The following is a 19,121-nucleotide window of genomic DNA, read 5'->3' as shown; positions in this document are numbered from 1 at the left end:
TCAGAGCCTGCGCAGGACTCGATCGACCAGGTCGGGTGCCGCGCCCAGATAATTCTCCGGGCGCAGCAGCTCGACCAGCTCGGGCTTGGACAGGTGCGCGGCGATGTCCGGGGATTCGGCCAGCACCTCGACCAGCGGCCGGGTGGTGGACTGCGCCTCGAACGACGCGGCCTGCAAGGTCTTCTTCGCGATCGGCTTGCCCAGCAGCGGGGCCAGGCGAATGGAGAGCCGCTCGGCGACGATCTGCCCCTCGGTGAGCGAGAGATTCTCGGTCATGCGGTCGGCGTCGGCCATCAGGCCCGCGGCCAGCTCCACCGCCGTGTGCGCGGCGCCGCCGACCAGCAGCAGGCACTCCCGCAGCGGCTGCCATTCGGCGTGCCAGGCCCCGGCCGGACGCTCGTCCTCGGCCAGCAGCGCCCCGAACAGGGTCGACGCCAGCGCCGGGACCTGCAGTGCGGCAGCGCGAATCATGGTGCTCAGCACCGGGTTTCGCTTCTGCGGCATGGCCGAGGACTCGCCCCGGCCGAGCGCGGCCGGTTCCAGCAGTTCGGCGGTCTCGTTGCGGGACTGGGAGATCACGTCGACGGCCAGCTTGCCCAGCGTGCCCGAGGTGAGGGCCAGCGCCGCGGCCAGATCGGCGATCGGGGTGCGCACGGTGTGCCACGGGGTCGCACTGACCGTGAGGTCGAGTTCGGCGGCGAACGCGCGGGTCAGCCGTTCCACGATCTCCCCCGACGAGGCCGCCGCCAGCTCCGAATCCCCGCAGCGGGCGCACTCGATGTAGGACGCGAGCGTGCCCGCGGCGCCGCCCAATTGGACCGGCAGCGCCGCGCGGACCCGGGTCAGCCGCTCGCGGGCGTCCAGCAGCCCCTGCATCCAGATCGCCACCTTGGCGCCGAAGGTGGTGGGCACCGCGTGCATGGCGAGGGTGCGGCCGGCGATCGGGGTGCCACGGTGGCGGCGGGCCAGCGCACCGCCTCGGTGGGGACGCCGAAGACGTAGCGGCGCTGATGGATTCGGCCCAGCGCGTCCACCGGATGATGCGAGCCCGGCGCGATGGCCAGACCGCCGGTGCGGTAGCGGCTGCCGTCCGGGGAGGCGATGACGTGGCCGCGCACCTCGTCGCGGCGCAACAGGTTGCGCAGCAACGGATCCGCGGTGCGATGCAGGTCCGGTGCGGGCATCCAGGCATCGATGAGGGAATGTGCCGTCGTCACCGACTCGCCCACCAGGGGTGAATCCGCCACGAAGCACCCGTGCCTGCTGTCCGCCCGGACCCGCATGCCGGGACCGGCGACCCGCACCACACCCGCGCGAATCAATGCCGCCAGTTCCGAGATCCGGTGCGCGGGTGGGCCGATGGACAGGAAGGCGTTCATCGGCGTGTACCAGCGATCCAGGTCGTCACGGTAGGAGGAGCCCGCGATGCCGCCGTGATCGACGACCAGGCGCACCTCGTTGCGCAGGTCCCGCAGGACGTCCAGGGCCGCCTTGACCGGGCCGTGCACATTGCCCAGGCGGGCCTCGTGCACGTCGGCGTCCAGGTAGGCCAGCAACCAGGCGTGGAAGTCGTCGGGATCGGTGAAGCAGCGGCCGCCGGTCGGATCGCTCAGGGCGTTCCAGTCCCAGCGGTCGCGCGCGGGAATGCCGAAGCGGTTCAACAACTCCTCGGTGTCCGCGGGCGATTGGGCGATCAGGTAGCGGTCGCGGAAGGAGGCCAGGCGGTGCGGGCTGACCCGGTCGGCGATCAGCCGGGTGTAGTAGACCGACTCGACCTCTCGAGCGATGCAGGGCCAGACGTCCCGCCGGAACGACACGTCACCGAATCGCCGGGCCCGCTCCCGCAGGCGGGCGATGCGGTCGGCATTGAGCAGCAGCGGTTCGTAGCGGTCGTCGACGCCCTTCTGATGCTCGCCGCGCGCGTGATGCGGGACGCCGCGCCGGCAGCCGGTGACGATGCGCGGCTCCCGGCCCGACGGAATGTATTCCAGGCCGGTGTCGGATTCCTTGAACCGGCCGCCGCGGCCCGCGGTCAGCAGCGCGAGATAGTCGAAGAAGGTGAGCCCCAGGCCCCGGATGATGACCGGCTCCCGCGCCGGAATGCGATCCACGTCGACGTCGGCGGCATTGCCCGGCGGGAAATAGGTGAGCCCCAGGCGATTCGCCGCCTCGGCGAGAGAACCGGCGGCGGGCGGGGTTTCGGCCAGGTGACCCTGGGTGAGGACCACGGCGTGCAGGCCGCGCAGGCGTTCGCCGGTGCTGAGGTCGACCTCCTGCAATCCGCCCGGACCATCCCGGACATCCAGGGCGGTTGCCACGATTTCGCGCACCCGCACCCAATCCGCGTAGCGGTCGCGCGTGCGCTCGAATGCCCAGCGCAGGTAATGACCGTAATAGGCGCGGGACGGATAGGTTTCGGGGGCGATGCGCTGCGCCTGCTGGAATGCGTCCGAGGGCAATCCCGCGAAATTGCCTATTTTCACCAGGAAGTTGGACCATTCGTAGAGGCTGGGCCCGCGTTCCACCGGGCCCGCCATCTCGACGGTGTCGTCGGTGAATATGGTGACCTGCTCGGCGACGGTGTTCATGAGCAGATGCGCGGATTGCTCGGTCCGCCAGACCGCGCCGGGGCCGACACTGTGCGAGTCGATGACGACCAGCTCGACACCGGCGGAGAAACCTAACTGGCGGGCGTTAGCGCAAACACGTTCGAAAACATTCAGACCCCGAGGTCCCATTCCAATAATGGCGATCCGCAAAACATTGTCGAGCATGCAAACTCACCGATCGCGCTCGATTAACCGCACCCGAATCCGGGCACGTCGCCGACATTAGCGCGGCCCGCTCGAGCGCTCAAGAATGAGCGGTTTGATACGCCTGATTCGCCTGTTTCGACGAAAGATTGTTTGCTGGAACGGGATTCGCAGCAAACCGTTCCGCGCGGGTCGAGCCTGCGGCACGAAAAGCCCCGCCTCCCGGGGCGGGGAAGCGGGCCTTCTGGTCGGGACTGTCGCGGCGGCGAGTCAGCAGTAGTAGCAGACGCCGTTCGCGGGGAGTTCGGTGAAGCAAAAGCTGCACACGGCCTTGCGGGCCTCCGGGTCGGGCTTCGGGGTGGAGACCGGGCCGGCGGCGGTGACGCGGCGGGGGGCGCCGCCGCCCCGCGGGATCAGCGGCGGGATGCCGCCGTCCGAGGGGATCTCCGCGCCGTAGGCGGCGTAGCACTGCCAGCGGGCGTAGGCGGCATGCACCTCGAGGTCGGCGGGGACGGGGAGATGCGCCAATTCCAGGACGTAGCGGTAGCTTTCGCTGACCTTGTGGTTCTGTTTGACGCACAGGGAGGTCAGCGGCGGTTCGCCCGCATTGTGGCAGCGGCGCGCCACCTTGCGCAGGATGGCGTCCATCCAGGTGCGCGTGGGGGCGTCGGTCCGGATGCCGGACATCTCCTGGATCTGCTCGGCGAGATCGTTGACGGTTACGAAATAGCCGTAACCGGAAGCAGTTTCGGCCAGCACCTCATGTGCGGCCAGTGCCCATGCGACAGAGGCGTCGCGGAAGGTCACCGTTTCGTGGTCAGTCGTACGCCAGGCACCCGAAGTTGTTGCAGCATCCCTCATAGCGCAATAAAAGTAGCGCCGAGGAGCGCGACACGCCAATTCCCTTTGGCCATATCGCGTTTCAGTTTGGTCACACTGTGCGAGAGAGAAGTATCGGAACTCTCGAGCTCTCGGGGGCTGCGCCCCCGAACCCCCAAAGCCCTCGGGGCTCCGCCCCCAAACTCCCGCAAAGCTCTCCGGCCTGCGCCCCCAAACTCCCGCAAAGCTCTCCGGGCTGCGCCCCGAACCCCCGTAAAAGACACCGGCCCGCTTCCCTTTTGGGAAACGGGCCGGTGTTCTACGACTTGTTCGAGTCGTGGAGCGGGCTTACTTGGCCTTCTCCAGGACCTCGACCAGACGCCACCGCTTGGTGGCGGACAGCGGACGGGTTTCCATCAGCTGCACGCGGTCGCCGACGCCGGCGATCTCGTTCTCGTCGTGGGCCTTCACCTTCGAGGTGGTGCGGATGATCTTGCCGTAAAGCGGGTGCTTCACGCGATCTTCCAGCTCGACCACGATGGTCTTGTTCATCTTGTCGGAAACGACGTAGCCGATGCGCACCTTGCGCGAGCCACGCTCTTCCTGCTTGGCCGGCGTCTTGGCCGGGCCCTTAACGTCGCTCATGCGGCGTCTCCCTTGCCTTCAGGACCGGAGGCCAGACCGAGCTCGCGCTCACGCATGACCGTGTAGATGCGGGCGATCTCGTGACGGACCACACGCAGGCGACGGTTGTTCTGCAACTGACCGGTCGCCATCTGGAAGCGCAGGTTGAACAGCTCTTCCTTGGATTCGCGCAGCTTCGCGACGAGGGCCTCATTGTCGAGCTCGCGGAGCTCTGCGGCCGGGTTGGCGGTAGCCATCAGAACTGCTCCTCTCGGGTGACGATGCGGCACTTCATCGGGAGCTTGTGCATCGCGCGGCGCAGGGCCTCGCGAGCAGTCTCCTCGTTCGGGTACGAAAGCTCGAACATGACCCGACCGGGCTTCACGTTCGCGATCCACCACTCGGGCGAACCCTTACCGGAACCCATGCGGGTTTCGGCCGGCTTCTTGGTGATCGGACGGTCCGGGTAGATGTTGATCCAGACCTTGCCGCCACGCTTGATGTGGCGGGTCATCGCGATACGAGCGGACTCGATCTGACGGTTGGTCACGTAGGCGGGCTCCAGAGCCTGGATGCCGAACTCGCCGAACGTAACCGCGGTGCCGCCCTTGGCCATACCGGAGCGCTTCGGGTGGTGCTGCTTACGGTGCTTGACCTTGCGGGGCATCAACATAGGTCAGCCCTCCTGGTTCTCTGCCGGAGCCTCCGCGACGGCAGTCGCGGCACGCCCGGCCTCGGTGCTGGTCGCGGTGGTGCCCTGGGCACCGCTGCGACGGGGGCGGCTCGGACGCTCGCGACGCGGGCGGTCGTCACGGTCGCGGCCGGACGGGGCCACCGCGGTGACCTCACGCTTGCCGCCGACGATGTCGCCCTTGTAGATCCAGACCTTCACGCCGATGCGGCCGAAGGTGGTCTTCGCCTCGTACAGGCCGTAATCGATGTCGGCGCGCAGCGTGTGCAGCGGCACCCGACCCTCACGGTAGAACTCCGAGCGCGACATTTCCGCGCCGCCGAGGCGGCCGGAGCACTGCACACGGATGCCCTTGACGTTCGGCGAACGCATGGCCGACTGGATGGCCTTGCGCATCGCGCGACGGAACGCCACACGGTTCGAGAGCTGCTCGGCCACACCCTGAGCAACCAGCTGCGCATCCGACTCGGGGTTCTTGACCTCGAGGATGTTCAGCTGAACCTGCTTCTTGGTGAGCTTCTCCAGCTCGGCGCGGATGCGGTCGGCCTCCGCGCCACGACGGCCGATCACGATGCCCGGACGCGCGGTGTGGATGTCCACACGCACGCGGTCACGCGTGCGCTCGATCTCGACCTTCGAGATACCGGCCCGCTCCATGCCGGTGGCGAGGAGCTTGCGGATCTGGACGTCTTCCTTCACGTATTCCGCGTACTGCTTGTCCGCGTACCAACGCGACTTCCAGTCGGTGGTGATACCGAGGCGGAAGCCATGGGGATTGATCTTCTGTCCCATTTACTTTGCCCCTCCCTTCCGGCGGCTACGAGTGGCAGCGGGGGAGATGCCCGGCACGCTCTCGACCTCGATGGTGATGTGGCTGGTGCGCTTGCGGATCCGGAACGCGCGGCCCTGGGCCCGCGGCTGGAAACGCTTCATGGTCGCGCCCTCGTCGACATACGCCGTCGAGATGACCAGGGTGGCCGGGTTGAGGCCGAGGTTGTTCTCGGCGTTGGCGGCGGCCGAGGCCACCACCTTCGCAACCGGCTCGCTCGCGGCCTGCGGCGCGAACTTCAGGATGTTCAGCGCGTCCTCGACACGGCGGCCACGGACCAGGTCCACGACGCGACGCGCCTTCATCGGCGTCACGCGAACGTGCTTGGCGGTCGCGCGCGCGGTCGGGTTCTGAGTTTCAGTGCTCATCGCCGCTTGCTCTTCCGATCTTCCTTGACGTGGCTCTTGAACGTACGAGTCGGCGCGAATTCACCGAGCTTGTGTCCAACCATGTTCTCGGACACGAACACCGGCACGTGCTTGCGGCCGTCGTGGACCGAGAACGTGTGGCCGATGAAATCCGGGATGATGGTGGAACGACGCGACCAGGTCTTGATGACCTGCTTCGTGCCCTTCTCGTTCTGGACGTCCACCTTCTTGAGGAGGTGTTCGTCGACGAACGGGCCCTTCTTCAGGCTGCGTGGCATGTCTAACCTCCTCCTTAACGCTTCTTGCCGCGGCGGCGGACGATGAGCTTGTCGCTCGGGCGGTTGGGCTTACGGGTCCGGCCCTCGGGCTTGCCCCACGGGGAGACCGGGTGGCGACCACCGGAGGTCTTACCCTCACCACCACCGTGCGGGTGGTCGACCGGGTTCATGACCACACCACGGACGGTCGGGCGAACGCCCTTCCACCGCATACGGCCGGCCTTGCCCCAGTTGATGTTCGACTGCTCGGCGTTGCCGACCTCGCCGATGGTGGCGCGGCAGCGCACATCGACGCGACGGATCTCGCCGGAGGGCATACGCAGGACGGCGTAGGCGCCTTCCTTACCCAGCAGCTGGATGGACATGCCCGCGGCACGAGCCAGCTTGGCGCCGCCGCCCGGACGCAGCTCCACCGCGTGAATGGTGGTACCGGTCGGGATGGAGCGCAGCGGCAGGTTGTTGCCCGGCTTGATGTCCGCGCCCGGGCCCGACTCGATGCGGGTGCCCTGGGTCACGCCCTTCGGCGCGATGATGTAGCGCTTCTCGCCGTCGGCGAAGTGCAGCAGCGCGATGTTGGCGGTGCGGTTGGGGTCGTACTCGATGTGAGCGACCTTGGCCGGCACGCCGTCCTTGTCCAGGCGACGGAAGTCGATCAGACGGTAGGCACGCTTGTGACCGCCACCCTTGTGACGAGTGGTGATGCGACCCTGCGCGTTACGGCCACCGGTCTTGGTGAGCGGACGCAGCAGCGACTTCTCGGGGGTCGAGCGGGTGATCTCGGCGAAATCCGAGACCGAAGCGCCGCGGCGACCCGGGGTTGTCGGCTTGTACTTACGAATTGCCATGAGTTCTTCTGCCTTTCTGAAGTCCCCGCCGCTTACGCGACCGGGCCTCCGAAGATCTCGATGGGCTTGCTGTCGGCCGAGATGGTCACGAGCGCGCGCTTGGTGTCCTTGCGCTTGCCGTAGCCGAAGCGGGTCCGCTTGCGCTTGCCCTGACGGTTGGCGGTGTTGACGCTGGTGACCTTGACACCGAAAACCTTCTCAACGGCAATCTTGATCTGCGTCTTGTTCGAGTCCGGGTGCACCAGGAAGGTGTAGGTGCCGTCTTCGATCAGCCCGTAGGACTTCTCGGAGATCACCGGCGCGAGCAGGATGTCGCGGGGGTCGGCGATGGTGGTCACTTGCTCTCCTCCTGTGCAGCTTCGGCGGGGCCGTGCACGAAGGCGTTGAGCGCCTCGACCGAGAACACGATCTCGTCCGACTTCAGGACGTCGTAGGTGTTCAGCTGATCGGGGGCGATCGGGTGCACGCCCTGCAGGTTCGCCACGCTCTTCCACGCGGTGACATCCTCGCGACCGACGACGACCAGGATGTTCTTCCGGGTCGACAGCTCGGCGAGGAACGACTTGGCGGACTTGGTCGACGGGGTCTGTCCCGCAACCAGTTCCGTGATGACGTGGATGCGCTCGTTGCGAGCCCGGTCCGACAGCGCGCCACGCAGCGCGGCGACCTTCATCTTCTTGGGCAGGCGCTGGGTGTAGTCACGCGGCTGCGGGCCGTGGACGGTGCCACCGCCGGCGAACTGCGGCGCACGGGTCGAACCCTGGCGCGCGCGGCCGGTGCCCTTCTGGCGGTACGGCTTCTTGCCACCGCCGGAGACCATGCCCCGGGTCTTGGTGGCGTGCGTGCCCTGGCGAGCCGCGGCCTGCTGGGCCACGACGACCTGGTGCATCAGCGCGATGTTCGCGGTCACGTCGAAGATCTCCGCGGGGAGCTCGACGGTGCCCTCGGTCTTGCCGCCGGCGGCCTTGACCGTGAGGGTCAGGTTGGTCTTGGTCTCGGTGCTCATGCCCGGGCACCACCCTTCACTGCACTCTTGACGATCACGATGCCGCCGGTGCGGCCCGGGATCGCGCCCTTGATCAGCAGCAGGCCGTTCTCGGCGTCCACCTTGTGGACCGAGAGGTTCTGCGTGGTGACGCGGTCGTTACCCATGCGGCCCGACATGCGCATGCCCTTGAAGACACGGCCCGGGGTGGAGCAACCACCGATGGAGCCGGGGCGGCGGTGCACGGCCTGCGCACCGTGCGAGGCGCCCTGACCACGGAAGCCGTGGCGCTTCATGGTGCCCGCGAAGCCCTTGCCCTTGGAGGTGCCGGTCACGTCGACGTAGGAGCCCTCTTCGAAGGCGTCCGCGTTGATCTCCTGGCCGACCTCGAAGGCGGCGGCGTCGGCGACGCGCAGCTCGGCGATGTGGCGGCGCGGGGTGACACCGGCCTTGGCGAACTGGCCGGAGACCGGCTTGTTCACCTTGCGCGGGTCGATGGCGCCGTAGGCGACCTGGATGGCGGCGTAGCCGTCGCGCTCCTGGGTGCGGATCTGGGTAACGACGTTCGGGCCCGCCTTGACGACGGTCACGGGAACGACGCGGTTCTTTTCGTCGAAGACCTGGGTCATGCCGAGCTTGGTGCCCAGGATGCCCGCGGCCGGACGAGTCTTGTTGTCAGTCATATTCGAAGTCCCCGTCACTGAATGTTGACGTCGACGCTGGCCGGCAGGTCGATGCGCATCAGGGCGTCAACCGTCTTCGGCGTCGGGTCGAGGATGTCGATAAGCCGCTTGTGCGTGCGCATCTCGAAGTGTTCGCGCGAGTCCTTGTACTTGTGCGGCGAACGGATGACGCAGTACACGTTCTTCTCGGTGGGCAACGGCACCGGGCCGACGACGCGGGCACCGGTACGGGTCACCGTCTCGACGATCTTGCGCGCAGACGCGTCGATCGCCTCATGGTCGTAGGCCTTGAGCCTGATGCGGATCTTCTGTCCCGCCACGCTGAGTGTCCTTTTCTCCGCTTACGTTGTGGCCCAGAAGCTTTCGCTTCCGAACCACCCTCATTTGCACAGCCCGAACACACGAAGACGCATCAGCCACCACACGACCGGCCCACCCTCGGGCCCGATCCATCGCCGCTGTTCATCTGTCATGGTTCATCCGGTCCACGCGGTCGGGCGTGTCGCGCCGCCGCTCATTCCTCGGCCCCGGATCAAATCCTTATAGCCTCGGAACAGTGTCCCGGACGCACCCACACCGCAATCAGGCGGGGTGCAAAATTCGGTCTTGCTCACCCAGGACCTGCATCTTTTCCGAAGAACGACGCAACCCTGCCTGGGCAACCCGAACAGTATGCCTCGAGCCCGGGGGGCAGTTCAAATCGCCCCCTCCCCCACCTCGGAGGCGATGGCGCTGGTCACACCCGGCAGGGAGAGATCAGACAACCCGGACACAGACCGGTCCGCGACCAGAGTGCACATGACGATATGGGCGATCCGCCCGACGGATCAAATCCGCGAACTGCGGATCTTTGGTGTCCGACAAGCAGTAGGCTCATGAGTATGGCGAAGATGACTGTCCGACTGCCCGACGACCTAACCGAGGCGATCAAGGTCGAGGCCAACGGCAATGTGTCCGCATGGGTGGCGAAGGTGTGCGAGGAGGCGCTGTTGCGCGCGGCCGTTCGAATGGAATTGGCCGCCGAACGGAAAGCGCCGGGCGCGTTCACTTCCCATGAAGACCGCGAGGCGGAGATGGAGGAGTTCCGATCTTGAGCCATGCTCGCGGCGAGGTGCGCGCCTACCAGGCGATCGGCCGCATTCGAAACGTACTCATAGTCAGCGCCGACCCGGTCAACGCCGAAGGGGCGTGTGTCTGCATCGACGTCACCGACGTGATGCCGATCAGCGAGAACGTCGCCCTGTCCCTGAGCGTCGCCCTCGGAGATGGGCTCTACGCGAAGTGCCTGAACATCTCACGCATCAATCCCGACAATCTGCGCGACCTACTGTTCACTGTCGATGACGACGTACTGGACAGCGTCGATCGCGCCCTGAAGCGGCTACTCGATCTCTCATGAGTGCCACCCATGCCGGTGAACTTACTTCTGAGTAAGATAGCGGCATGGGTAAAGAGACCGCTACGTATCGCGGGTGGAAGAAGCTTCCGGACAATCGGATCGGGCATACGTTGTTCTCGCTCGGGATGGTGGCCCGGGTGCCGTATTTCGGGACGGTGTTGCCGAGCGTGGTGCGGTTGGAGCCGGGGTTGTGCGAGGTGACCGCGCCGAAGTGGTTCGGGATTCACAATCATCTGGGGACGTTCCACGCGATCGCGGCGTGCAATCTGGCCGAAGTGGCGATGGGAATGCTGTCGGAGGCGACGGTGCCGGACACGCATCGGTGGATTCCGAAGGCGATGAACGTGCAGTACCTGGCGAAGGCGAATTCGGGGCTGCGGGCGGTGGCGAAGCTGGCCGAGATGCCGGACTTCGCGAGCATCACCGAGGGGCGGGAAGTGCTGGTGCCGGTGTCGATCTACGACAAGTCGGGGCTCGAGGTCGTGCACGCGGACATCACCACCTGGGTCACACCGAAGTAGAAGTGACTCACCAGCCGACGCGGAGGGACCTCACAGCTACCGCCACGCCGACCAAGTGAGCTGCACGGAACGCCGGATGCGCCCTGGCGTGCGATGAGCCCGGCTGTTTGAATGCGGAGTATGAGTGGCCGGGAGGTCGGCAGGGCGGCCGACGTGTGTGTGGTGGGGCTCGGTCCCACGGGTCGGGCGCTCGCGCATCGCGCGATGGCGGCGGGGATGCGGGTGGTGGCGGTGGATCCGCGGCCGAACCGGCTGTGGGGGCCCACCTACTCGTGTTGGGTGGACGAACTGCCGAAGTGGTTGGGGCACAGTGCGATCGCCAGCCGCATCGAGGCGCCCGCGGTGTGGACGACGCGCGAGCACCGCATTCCCCGCCCCTATTGCGTGCTGTCCAAGCAGGGCCTGTTCGACGCGTTGCCGCTGGACGACGCCACCGTCGTCACCGGTCGCGCGCGCACCGTGGAGGCGCATCGGGTGGAGCTGGCCGACGGCACCGAGTTGCGAGCCGCGACCGTGTTCGACACGCGCGGGCAGGCCGCGCCGGGTGCGCGGCGCACGGCCAGCGCGCACGGCATCTTCGTGGACGAGGACGTCGCGGCCCCCCTGGTGACCGCCGGCGAGGGCCTGCTGCTGGATTGGCGCGACGAGAACGGCGCGGGCTCGGACGAGCCGCCGTCGTTCCTGTATTCGGTGCCGCTGGGCGACGGCACGGTGATCTTCGAGGAGACCAGCCTGGGCCTGCGCGGCGGCATGCCGCAGCACGAGTTGCGGCGGCGCACGCTGAATCGGCTGGCGGCGCACGGGATTCGGCTGCGCGGCGACGAGAGGACCGAGGCGGCGCACTATCCCCTGGACGCCGCGCCGCCGGAAGCCGGTCGCGGACAGGTGATTCCGTTCGGTTCGCGTGGCGGCATGATGCATCCGATCACCGGCTACTGCGTGGCGGATTCGCTGTCGCTGGTGGACACGGCGCTGGCAGCCGTCCAGGCGGGCACCGATCCGATCGAGGCGCTGTGGCCGTGGCAGGCGCGGCTGGTGCACTGGATGCGCATGCGCGGCGTCTATGGTCTGGGCCGCCTGACCACCGCCCAGTCGATGGCCATGTTCGACGCCTTCTTCACCCGCCCGCCCCGCCAGCAGCGCGCCCTGCTGTCCGCGCACGCGGACTACACCGCCCTGGGTTCGGCGCTGTTCATGACCGTCGCCACCACCTGGCCGTTCCACTGGCGCTACGACCTGGTCGGCTGGACCAACCGAAACCGCTGGCTCGGTTGGGATTACGGACTCCCCCGCCTCCCCGAGACTTCAGCGCGCAGCTGAGAGCCGTCGACGGCCGGACACGCGACCGGCGGTTGCGGCGCAACCCGATTCTGGACGTACCCGGCGAGTTACCCCGACCGTCACGAGATCAGTGGCTGCGGTTGGCATACGGCCAAGACCGTCACACCCAGTTCTCGATCCAGTACTTCCAGATGATCGCGGCGTAGGCGGCCAGCGGCGGGACCTTGATGTCGGTGCCGGCCAGGGCCGCCTGGGTGTGGCGGGAGTCGAAGCGGCAGGCGAATTCGCTGTCCTCGATGACGTCGGTGGGGATGCCGATCTGCCGCAGCGCCCAGCCCATGCCGGGCACCCGCAGGGTGACGTCGAGGGTCGGTTTGGGCATGAGCTCGATCAGGTGCGGGGCCCCGGCCTCGTCGGCGAAGAGGTTGAACACCTCCGCGACGCTCTGCTCGCGCGGGTCCACCAGGTGGTAGGTCGAGGGTCCGTCGCCGGGCCGGTGCGCGATGTGGTCCAGCGCCCGCGCCACGAAATCGACCGGCACCATATTGGTTTCGCCGAGTTTGGGCGAGACCACGGGCAGAATGCGCGGCAGCTGGGCGGCCATCCGCAGCAGCCGGAAGAAGTAGTACGGCCCGTCGATGCGGTCGATCTCGCCGGTGCGGGAGTGGCCGATGATCAGCGACGGCCGGTAGATGCGCCACGGCACGCCGGTCTGATCCCGCACGTCCTGTTCGGCGCGCAGCATGGCGCGCTGATACGGCGTGGGCAGCAGCTGCCCGACGTCGGTCATGTCCTCGGTGAACACGCCCGACCGGTTCCCGGCGATGCGCGCGGTCGAAACATGATGCAGCCATCCGGCTTCCAGTCGCGCCGCGATCTCGGCGACCCGGCGGGTGCCGCCGCCCGCGCCGACGCTGTCGAAACCGGCGGCCAGATGGAAGACGTGGTCGATCGAACCGCGCTGGGCGGCAAGCCACTCCGAGTCGATGCCGAGCCCGGGCGCGGCCAGGTCGCCGCGCACCGGGCGCACCCGGTCGCGGGCGTCCCAGTCGCGCAGGCAGCGGTTGAAGCGCAGCACGGAGTCCTCGCCGGGACGCACCAGCACGTGCACGTCCGCACCGCGTTTCAGCAGTTCGGGAACCAGAAATCGACCGATGAACCCGGTTGCCCCGGTAACCAGGTAAGCCATGCGGTCACCTTAACGTGACGCGGACCACACGCTGCGCGGGGCCGTCCCATCCGATCGCGCCGCTACGCTCCGGTCTCCGCGGCGCGCCGATAGCCACGCACCGCCGGGTAGGCGAACACCACGATCATGCCGACGGTCCACGCCACCGTCTTCCACAGCGGCGTCGCGATCGGACCGTCGTAGGACAGTCCGCGCATGGCGTCGATGGCGGTGCTCATCGGCTGATTCTGCACCGTGGCCTGCAGCCAGGTCGGATACGCGTACACCGGCACGAATCCGGAGTTGAAGAACATCAGCAGGGTCTGCACGATGCCGATGATCGACACCAGCATGACGCCCTCGGTGAGCGTGGCCAGCGCGGTCACCATGACCGCGAAACCGACGGCGAACAGGATCGGAATCGCCATCATGGCGACCGCGGCCGGAAAGCCGTACCAGAACCGGAAGCCCAGGCACACCCCGACCGCGAGCACGAACAGCGACGTGATCAGCACCCGCACGGCCTCGGCCAGCAGGCGTCCGGTGAGCCCGGCCGCGCGATGGATCGGCATGGTGTGGAACCGCCCGAGCAGCCCGGTCATCTTCTCGACCTTGAAACCGAGCGCGCTCACGATGGATCCGGACATGGCGGCCACCAGCATCACCATCGGCACGAAGCCGTAGATGGCGGGCCTGCCGGTCGCCAGCTGGATGGAGTCGCCCAGCACGATCCGGAACATGATCAGCGTGGCCGCCGGGAACACCAGGGTCTGGATGGTGGTCGAGGGGTCGCGCATCCAGCCGATGAGCAGTCGCTTGCACTGGATCAGGCTCTGCTGCACCCAGATTCCGAGCGCGCGCTCGGAACGCGGCGCCACCGTCGGCAACGGCTGATGGCCCGCCCACGAATCCGGTTCGGCCGCCGGGACCGTCGTCGTACTCATGACCGCCTCACACTCGCCCAGACCGCGAACGGCGTGAAGACGACCGCCGCGCCGATCAGCCACACCAGTGGCACCCAGAACACCTGCCACGTCACCCCGTGGTCGGCCATGTCGCGCAGTGCGAAGGAGAACTGCGAGATCGGCTGATTGCGTACGAACGGCCGCACCCACGCCGGGAATCCGGACTCCGGCACGAAACCGCACGACAGCATGCCGAAGATGAGGGTCGGCAGCGTCAGTGCCTGGCTCAGGGATTCGGGGCTCTTGGTGAGCGACCCGAGCCCGTCGGCGCCGATGGCGAGCACGGTGCCGACCGCGAGGGAGAACGCGCAGAACAGCACGGCCTGCCCCCAGCCGGCGACGAACCGGAACCCGATCATGTGCCCCCAGGCCAGCGCCGCGATCAGCGACACCACCGATCGCACGAAGCCCGCGGACTGCCGCGACACCAGCGGCACCATGCGGCCGATGGGCATGGTCTGCATGCGGGTGTTGAGTCCGGTCATGGCCTCGAACGCGGCCAGCTGCGCGTTCGACATCATGGTGAACGACATGGTCTGCAGCACGATGATGGGCATCACGAACTGCTCGTAGTGAATGCCCTTGAACTGCATGACGTATTTGAGCGGTAGATAGAACCCGAGGGTGAAGACCAGCGGGACGATGACCGCGACGACGAGTTCGCCCTTGGTGGCCATCACCCACACGATGCGTCCCGTGAGCGCGCGCCACTGCGCGAAGCTGTGGGGCCGGGCCGGGGGGACGCCGGCGAAGAGGTCGGCGGCGCTGCCGTTGTCGACTGCCGTCACGACTGCTCGGCCTCCTTGGTTCCGGAGTGTCCGGTGAGGGTGAGGAACACGTCGTCGAGCGAGGGCCGCCGCAGCCCGATGTCGGCGAGCCGCACCCCGGCGCTGTCGAGCCGGCGCAGCGCCTCCGAGAGCGTGACCGCGCCCTCCGGCGCCGGGATCGAAAGCCGGTCGCCGCCTTGGAGTTCCGCGCGCACCGCCTCGGGCACCAGATCCCCGAGGGCATCGGCGGCGGTGGTGAGCCGCTTGGGATCCAGCGGCACCACCTCGCAGTAGCTGCCGCCGGTCTTCTCCTTGAGGGCGTCGGCGGTGCCCTCGGCGATGACGGTGCCCTTGTCGATGACGATGATGTTGTCGCTGAGCACGTCGGCCTCTTCGAGGTACTGCGTGGTCAGCAGGACGGTGATGCCCTGGGTCTTGAGCGCGGTGACCAGGTCCCAGACGCCTTGGCGCGAGCGCGGATCCAGGCCGGTGGTGGGTTCGTCGAGGAACACCACCTCGGGCCGCACCACCAGTCCGCAGGCGATGTCCACGCGCCGGCGCATGCCGCCGGAGTAGTGGCGCACGGCGCGCCGGCCTGCGCCGGTGAGGTCGAATTCCTCGAGCAGGGTGTCGGCGCGCTGCCGGGCGGCCTTGCGGGGCAGGCCCATGAGGCGGCCGAAGAGTTCGAGGTTCTCGCGGCCGGAGAGGTTCTCGTCGAGGGCCGCGTACTGTCCGGTCATCATGATGGATCGGCGCACGGCGGCGGGGTCTCGGCGCACATCGTGCCCGGCGATGCGGGCGATGCCGGAGTCGGGGCGCAGCAGCGTGGACAGGATCTTGACCGTGGTGGTCTTGCCCGCCCCGTTGGGGCCGAGGATGCCGAGCACCTGGCCGCGCGCCGCGGTGAAGCTGACGCCCCGCAACGCTTGCACCTCGCCGAAGGACTTGCGGACGTCTTCGACATACACGGCCGGATCGTCGGGCGCTACGGGTTCCGGGCTGTCCAAGCTGGGCATCAACTCTCCACTATCGGCTGTTCGGGCAAAACGCTGTCACCCCTGTGGCGGGTCCCCAGATCTGATGATCCCTGCCGCCGGGCGTGATGTTACCGGCGCATCCGAAACGCGGGCGTTCATTAGCCTTGGCAGCGATATTCAAACTGTGCCCTTGGTCACAAACCGACAGGCTCGCGCATAGCCGCTGATCCAGGCGCAGACCGGGCGGTATGCCGCAATTTCGCTACCTTGTCGCATCTGTGACTCGAACCATAGTCTGGCGTGACGGGGAGAGACATTCACAGGCCACGAGAGGTAGACCATGGCCGAGTCGGCGCAGCCGGCAACCGGGCGCGCCAGTGCGGGCCGATCCAAGGTGCTGACATCGTACGACCCGCGTACCGGGGAGGTCGTGGGCGAATACGCCGGCATGGGCGCGGGTGAGGTGACCCGCACCGTCCGCTCGGCGCGCACCGCCGAACAATGGTGGGCCGCACTGGGATTCGATGCCCGCAAACGCTGGCTGCTGGATTGGAAGCGGGCCCTGGCCCGCGGCACCCGCGAGCTGGTGGAGCTGATCTCCAGCGAGACCGGCAAGCCGCGCCTGGACGCCGCCATCGAGGTCACGCTGGCGGTCGAGCAGCTGGATTGGGCTGCGCGCCAGGCGGAACGGACGCTGGGCCGCGGCACCCGGCTGCGCGCCACCCTGCGGCGGGCGTCCACCGGCACCGTCGGTCACCTGCCGCTGGGCGTGGTCGGCGTCCTGGGGCCCTGGCACAATCCCGTTCTCACGCCGATGAATTCGATCGCCGCGGCCATGGCGGCCGGGAACGCGGTGGTGTTCAAGCCCAGCGAACTCACCCCCGGCGTCGGCGCGTGGCTGGCCGACACCTGGAACCATCTGGCCCCGAATCAGCCTGTGCTGCAGGTGGTCACGGGCGACAGCGGCACCGCCGCCGCGCTGTGCAAGGCCGAGGTCGACACCCTGGCCTACACCGGCTCGGGCGGGGCCGCGCGCGAAGTCGCCGCGCTGGCCGCGCAGTCGTCCACTCCCCTGCTGCTGGAACAGAGCGCCCGCGGGGCCATGGTGGTCCAGGTCGACGCCAGACTCGAGGCCGCCGCGGCCGCCGCGGTGTACGGCTCGATGGCCAACTCCGGTCAGCAGCCGGTGGGCGTGCGCACCGTGTACGTGGCCGATTCGGTGTACGAACCGTTCCTGGAACTGGTCGCCGCGCAGGCCCGGCAGCTGCGGCCGGGCGCGGACCGCCGCGCCTCCTACGGCCCGATGATCCTGGAGTCGCAGCTCGACGCGGTGCGCCGCCAGGTGCGCGACGCCCTCACCCGGGGCGCGCGGCCGGTGGTCGGCGGGCTGGAGTCGATCCGCGAGCCCTATATCGAACCGATCGTGCTCACCGAGGTGCCGGAGGCGTGCGGTGTGGTCACCGGCCCTGCGGTCGGCCCGGTGCTGGTGGTGAATCGGGTGGCGGGCATGGACGAGGCGGCCGAGCGGGTGAACGCCGCCGAGAATCCGCGTACCGTCGCGGTTTTCACGCGGGACGTGCGCAGTGTCCCGGAGTTCGCGGCCCGGCTGCGCAGCGAGTTGATCACCGTGAACTCGTCCCCCGTGTACGGGGTGAACGGCCCTGGCCGGATTCGGAATCCGCAGACGCTGCGCGATTTCGCCCGCGCCCAGACGATCAGCGAGAAGCATCCGACCGATCAGATCACCTCGGGCACCTTCGACAAGCATCCCCGCCGGCTGCGGGTGGCGCGCGCCTTATTCCGGCTGCGCCACCGGGTCTGACGGCGCGGGCACGCCCAGCAGCACGGCCCGCATCAACGCGCTGACGCGGGCCAGGTTCTCCGGCCGCCCGTCGAATCGGACGCGGCGGCCGACATCGACGACCTGCGCGATGGCGGCGTGCACCCGGAAGCGCGCCTCGACCTGATCGCCCTCGAGCAGGTTGGCCCATTCCAGGACGTTCTGCCGCTGCACCGATCGGAGCCGATGTTGTTCGGAGGCGGGCAGATTGGAGAATTCCGAGAAGTACACCGGCAGGATCTCGGGCATGGCGAAGGTCATGCGCGCGAAGCGGTCGGCGATGCGCACCGCGGCGTCGGCCCGGCCGGTGGCCTCGGCCAGCGCCTCGCTGTTGGCGATGGCGACGCGTTCGCCGGTGCGGTGGAAGGCGGCGGCCAGCAGGTCGGCCTTGCTGGCGAAGTAGCGGTAGACGCTGGAGGCGTTGATGCCCGCGGCCGCGCCGATCTCCTCGATGCTGGCCTCGTGATACCCCTGCCGGCCGAAGATGCGAATGGCCTCGGTGAGCAGCTGCTCGCGTTTGGAGATGACGGGCAGGCCGCGCAGGATCGGGTCGCCGGTGACGGGCCCGGGCGCGGGCGGCAGCTCGCAGCGCAGGATGTCCCAGCCGATCTCGTCGATCAGATGCAGCAGCCGGGTGGTCGAGAGCGCGGTGCGGTGCGCGGTGATGGATCCGATGGCGCTCAGCAGTGCGGCCGAACGCAATTGGACATCCGCGGCGTCCGCGCCGGGGTAGAGCGCGGCGATGGCCGCGGCGACGGTGTCGTGCAGGTCGGTGTAGATCACCCGGATGCGAGCGCGGTCCTCGCGTTCCAGATAGCGCCGCTCCCACCGATACAGCCCGCCCTCGCGGCGCACGTCGATGGTGTACTCGGCAATGCCGCGGATCAGCGCGGTGAGTCGCGGTTCCGGTTCGAGCGCGGGATTGTCGGCGGCCTTGGCGGCGTCCAGCAATTGCTGCGCACCCATTTCGGCGGCGGCCACCAGCAGCGCGTACTTGTTGCGGAAATGCCGGTACAGGGCGGGGCCGGAGATGCCGACCTCGGCGGCGATCTCGTCCACGCCGACCGGGTGGTAGCCGCGTTCGGCGAAGGCTCGCGCCGCTACCCGCACGATTTGGGCCTTGCGGTTCTTGGGCCGGCGGCGCGGGCCGGACTCGCCGTCGGTGGCCGCGGGGCGGGCGTCGGGTCGCGCGGAAGCGAGGGTGGCCTCGCTGCGATCGGCGACCATACAGTTTCTCCTTCTCGACGGCACCGGCTGTTGACAGTGCCGGACGAACGACCTTAAGTTAACCACAATTCGCAAAGCCGAACACAGTCTGCGGCAATGCC

General features: G+C 68.1%; 24 protein-coding genes. 5 read left to right on the top strand and 19 right to left on the bottom strand.

All coding sequences use genetic code 11. From position 1 onward, the window contains the following. From D7D52_RS28540 to rpsJ, 14 genes are all read right to left on the bottom strand, one after another. On the bottom strand, positions 1–912 hold the full coding sequence (locus tag D7D52_RS28540; protein ID WP_246023355.1) for a lyase family protein: 912 nt from the start codon (positions 910–912) through the stop codon (positions 1–3). Continuing rightward, the gene (locus D7D52_RS28535; RefSeq protein ID WP_246023353.1) at positions 843–2,738 is read right to left on the bottom strand and encodes an FAD/NAD(P)-binding protein; all 1,896 of its coding nucleotides are present in this window, start codon (positions 2,736–2,738) and stop codon (positions 843–845) included. The genes D7D52_RS28540 and D7D52_RS28535 overlap by 70 nt, the downstream gene beginning before the upstream one ends. Positions 2,739–3,023: 285 nt before the next feature. Then, positions 3,024–3,560: a hypothetical protein gene (locus D7D52_RS28530; protein ID WP_162958620.1), complete on the bottom strand. Its 537-nt coding sequence runs from the start codon at positions 3,558–3,560 to the stop codon at positions 3,024–3,026. A 360-nt stretch (positions 3,561–3,920) separates the two neighbouring features. After that, complete coding sequence (gene rpsQ / locus D7D52_RS28525; protein ID WP_039776446.1) at positions 3,921–4,217, bottom strand: 30S ribosomal protein S17; 297 nt, start codon at positions 4,215–4,217, stop codon at positions 3,921–3,923. Then, positions 4,214–4,453, bottom strand: coding sequence for a 50S ribosomal protein L29 (gene rpmC, locus D7D52_RS28520; protein ID WP_120741277.1), 240 nt, complete (start codon positions 4,451–4,453; stop codon positions 4,214–4,216). Before rpmC ends, rpsQ begins: the two co-directional genes overlap by 4 nt. After that, complete coding sequence (gene rplP, locus D7D52_RS28515; protein ID WP_120741275.1) at positions 4,453–4,869, bottom strand: 50S ribosomal protein L16; 417 nt, start codon at positions 4,867–4,869, stop codon at positions 4,453–4,455. Before rplP ends, rpmC begins: the two co-directional genes overlap by 1 nt. A 3-nt stretch (positions 4,870–4,872) precedes the next feature. Continuing rightward, entirely contained in the window at positions 4,873–5,679 is an 807-nt protein-coding gene (rpsC, locus tag D7D52_RS28510) for a 30S ribosomal protein S3 (protein WP_120741273.1), read from the bottom strand. Next, positions 5,680–6,084, bottom strand: coding sequence for a 50S ribosomal protein L22 (gene rplV, locus D7D52_RS28505; protein ID WP_120741270.1), 405 nt, complete (start codon positions 6,082–6,084; stop codon positions 5,680–5,682). It lies immediately after the preceding gene. After that, positions 6,081–6,362 carry a 30S ribosomal protein S19 gene (rpsS, locus tag D7D52_RS28500; RefSeq protein ID WP_019931198.1) on the bottom strand — a complete coding sequence of 94 codons (282 nt, stop codon included), beginning with the start codon at positions 6,360–6,362 and terminating at the stop codon, positions 6,081–6,083. The genes rplV and rpsS overlap by 4 nt, the downstream gene beginning before the upstream one ends. Before the next feature lie 14 nt (positions 6,363–6,376). Continuing rightward, positions 6,377–7,207, bottom strand: coding sequence for a 50S ribosomal protein L2 (gene rplB, locus D7D52_RS28495; protein WP_120741268.1), 831 nt, complete (start codon positions 7,205–7,207; stop codon positions 6,377–6,379). Between the two features lie 32 nt (positions 7,208–7,239). Continuing rightward, positions 7,240–7,545, bottom strand: coding sequence for a 50S ribosomal protein L23 (rplW, locus tag D7D52_RS28490; protein WP_033091018.1), 306 nt, complete (start codon positions 7,543–7,545; stop codon positions 7,240–7,242). Then, entirely contained in the window at positions 7,542–8,213 is a 672-nt protein-coding gene (gene rplD, locus D7D52_RS28485; protein ID WP_120741266.1) for a 50S ribosomal protein L4, read from the bottom strand. The genes rplW and rplD overlap by 4 nt, the downstream gene beginning before the upstream one ends. After that, on the bottom strand, positions 8,210–8,875 hold the full coding sequence (gene rplC / locus D7D52_RS28480; protein ID WP_120741264.1) for a 50S ribosomal protein L3: 666 nt from the start codon (positions 8,873–8,875) through the stop codon (positions 8,210–8,212). Before rplC ends, rplD begins: the two co-directional genes overlap by 4 nt. Positions 8,876–8,889: 14 nt before the next feature. Then, the gene (rpsJ, locus tag D7D52_RS28475; protein WP_003938093.1) at positions 8,890–9,195 is read right to left on the bottom strand and encodes a 30S ribosomal protein S10; all 306 of its coding nucleotides are present in this window, start codon (positions 9,193–9,195) and stop codon (positions 8,890–8,892) included. 561 nt (positions 9,196–9,756) lie between these two features. Here rpsJ and D7D52_RS28470 point away from each other — a divergent pair. The 4 genes from D7D52_RS28470 to D7D52_RS28455 all read left to right on the top strand — a co-directional run bounded on the left by D7D52_RS28470 (position 9,757) and on the right by D7D52_RS28455 (position 12,115). Continuing rightward, positions 9,757–9,969 carry a hypothetical protein gene (locus D7D52_RS28470; protein WP_120741262.1) on the top strand — a complete coding sequence of 71 codons (213 nt, stop codon included), beginning with the start codon at positions 9,757–9,759 and terminating at the stop codon, positions 9,967–9,969. Then, positions 9,966–10,274, top strand: coding sequence for a type II toxin-antitoxin system PemK/MazF family toxin (locus D7D52_RS28465; RefSeq protein ID WP_162958619.1), 309 nt, complete (start codon positions 9,966–9,968; stop codon positions 10,272–10,274). Before D7D52_RS28470 ends, D7D52_RS28465 begins: the two co-directional genes overlap by 4 nt. A 44-nt stretch (positions 10,275–10,318) precedes the next feature. Further along, complete coding sequence (locus D7D52_RS28460; protein ID WP_120741257.1) at positions 10,319–10,795, top strand: hotdog fold domain-containing protein; 477 nt, start codon at positions 10,319–10,321, stop codon at positions 10,793–10,795. Positions 10,796–10,915: 120 nt separating this feature from the next. Further along, positions 10,916–12,115, top strand: coding sequence for a lycopene cyclase family protein (locus D7D52_RS28455; RefSeq protein ID WP_342775201.1), 1,200 nt, complete (start codon positions 10,916–10,918; stop codon positions 12,113–12,115). 121 nt (positions 12,116–12,236) lie between these two features. Here the strand turns inward: D7D52_RS28455 and D7D52_RS28450 are convergent, their stop codons facing one another. The 4 genes from D7D52_RS28450 to D7D52_RS28435 form a co-directional block, all read right to left on the bottom strand. Beyond that, positions 12,237–13,265 carry an SDR family oxidoreductase gene (locus tag D7D52_RS28450; protein WP_120741253.1) on the bottom strand — a complete coding sequence of 343 codons (1,029 nt, stop codon included), beginning with the start codon at positions 13,263–13,265 and terminating at the stop codon, positions 12,237–12,239. Positions 13,266–13,327: 62 nt separating this feature from the next. Beyond that, complete coding sequence (locus D7D52_RS28445; RefSeq protein WP_120741251.1) at positions 13,328–14,188, bottom strand: ABC transporter permease; 861 nt, start codon at positions 14,186–14,188, stop codon at positions 13,328–13,330. Next, complete coding sequence (locus D7D52_RS28440) at positions 14,185–14,997, bottom strand: ABC transporter permease (RefSeq protein ID WP_187703046.1); 813 nt, start codon at positions 14,995–14,997, stop codon at positions 14,185–14,187. The genes D7D52_RS28445 and D7D52_RS28440 overlap by 4 nt, the downstream gene beginning before the upstream one ends. Next, positions 14,994–15,992: an ATP-binding cassette domain-containing protein gene (locus D7D52_RS28435; protein ID WP_120741249.1), complete on the bottom strand. Its 999-nt coding sequence runs from the start codon at positions 15,990–15,992 to the stop codon at positions 14,994–14,996. Before D7D52_RS28435 ends, D7D52_RS28440 begins: the two co-directional genes overlap by 4 nt. A gap of 301 nt (positions 15,993–16,293) precedes the next feature. On the opposite strand from D7D52_RS28435, the gene D7D52_RS28430 reads away from it, so the two are divergent. Then, complete coding sequence (locus D7D52_RS28430) at positions 16,294–17,775, top strand: aldehyde dehydrogenase family protein (RefSeq protein WP_120741247.1); 1,482 nt, start codon at positions 16,294–16,296, stop codon at positions 17,773–17,775. On the opposite strand, the gene D7D52_RS28425 is transcribed toward D7D52_RS28430, so the two are convergent. Further along, positions 17,749–19,020, bottom strand: a complete 1,272-nt coding sequence (locus D7D52_RS28425; RefSeq protein ID WP_120741245.1) for a TetR/AcrR family transcriptional regulator — start codon at positions 19,018–19,020, stop codon at positions 17,749–17,751. The genes D7D52_RS28430 and D7D52_RS28425 overlap by 27 nt on opposite strands. Positions 19,021–19,121 lie beyond the last annotated feature (101 nt).

Source organism: Nocardia yunnanensis (assembly GCF_003626895.1).
In the GTDB taxonomy this organism is placed as follows: domain Bacteria; phylum Actinomycetota; class Actinomycetes; order Mycobacteriales; family Mycobacteriaceae; genus Nocardia; species Nocardia yunnanensis.
Note: the sequence above shows the minus strand (reverse complement) of the source record. Positions and strands in the feature narration are given on the sequence as shown.

Excerpts from the sequence above, each read along its gene's own strand:
- D7D52_RS28535 (WP_246023353.1), bottom strand. The coding sequence starts at position 2,738 with ATGGGACCTCGGGGTCTGAATGTTTTCGAACGTGTTTGCGCTAACGCC.
- rpsQ (WP_039776446.1), bottom strand. The coding sequence starts at position 4,217 with ATGAGCGACGTTAAGGGCCCGGCCAAGACGCCGGCCAAGCAGGAAGAG.
- rpmC (WP_120741277.1), bottom strand. The coding sequence starts at position 4,453 with ATGGCTACCGCCAACCCGGCCGCAGAGCTCCGCGAGCTCGACAATGAG.
- rplP (WP_120741275.1), bottom strand. The coding sequence starts at position 4,869 with ATGTTGATGCCCCGCAAGGTCAAGCACCGTAAGCAGCACCACCCGAAG.
- rpsC (WP_120741273.1), bottom strand. The coding sequence starts at position 5,679 with ATGGGACAGAAGATCAATCCCCATGGCTTCCGCCTCGGTATCACCACC.
- rplV (WP_120741270.1), bottom strand. The coding sequence starts at position 6,084 with ATGAGCACTGAAACTCAGAACCCGACCGCGCGCGCGACCGCCAAGCAC.
- rpsS (WP_019931198.1), bottom strand. The coding sequence starts at position 6,362 with ATGCCACGCAGCCTGAAGAAGGGCCCGTTCGTCGACGAACACCTCCTC.
- rplB (WP_120741268.1), bottom strand. The coding sequence starts at position 7,207 with ATGGCAATTCGTAAGTACAAGCCGACAACCCCGGGTCGCCGCGGCGCT.
- rplD (WP_120741266.1), bottom strand. The coding sequence starts at position 8,213 with ATGAGCACCGAGACCAAGACCAACCTGACCCTCACGGTCAAGGCCGCC.
- rplC (WP_120741264.1), bottom strand. The coding sequence starts at position 8,875 with ATGACTGACAACAAGACTCGTCCGGCCGCGGGCATCCTGGGCACCAAG.
- D7D52_RS28470 (WP_120741262.1), top strand. The coding sequence starts at position 9,757 with ATGGCGAAGATGACTGTCCGACTGCCCGACGACCTAACCGAGGCGATC.
- D7D52_RS28460 (WP_120741257.1), top strand. The coding sequence starts at position 10,319 with ATGGGTAAAGAGACCGCTACGTATCGCGGGTGGAAGAAGCTTCCGGAC.
- D7D52_RS28455 (WP_342775201.1), top strand. The coding sequence starts at position 10,916 with ATGAGTGGCCGGGAGGTCGGCAGGGCGGCCGACGTGTGTGTGGTGGGG.
- D7D52_RS28450 (WP_120741253.1), bottom strand. The coding sequence starts at position 13,265 with ATGGCTTACCTGGTTACCGGGGCAACCGGGTTCATCGGTCGATTTCTG.
- D7D52_RS28445 (WP_120741251.1), bottom strand. The coding sequence starts at position 14,188 with ATGAGTACGACGACGGTCCCGGCGGCCGAACCGGATTCGTGGGCGGGC.
- D7D52_RS28435 (WP_120741249.1), bottom strand. The coding sequence starts at position 15,992 with ATGCCCAGCTTGGACAGCCCGGAACCCGTAGCGCCCGACGATCCGGCC.
- D7D52_RS28430 (WP_120741247.1), top strand. The coding sequence starts at position 16,294 with ATGGCCGAGTCGGCGCAGCCGGCAACCGGGCGCGCCAGTGCGGGCCGA.
- D7D52_RS28425 (WP_120741245.1), bottom strand. The coding sequence starts at position 19,020 with ATGGTCGCCGATCGCAGCGAGGCCACCCTCGCTTCCGCGCGACCCGAC.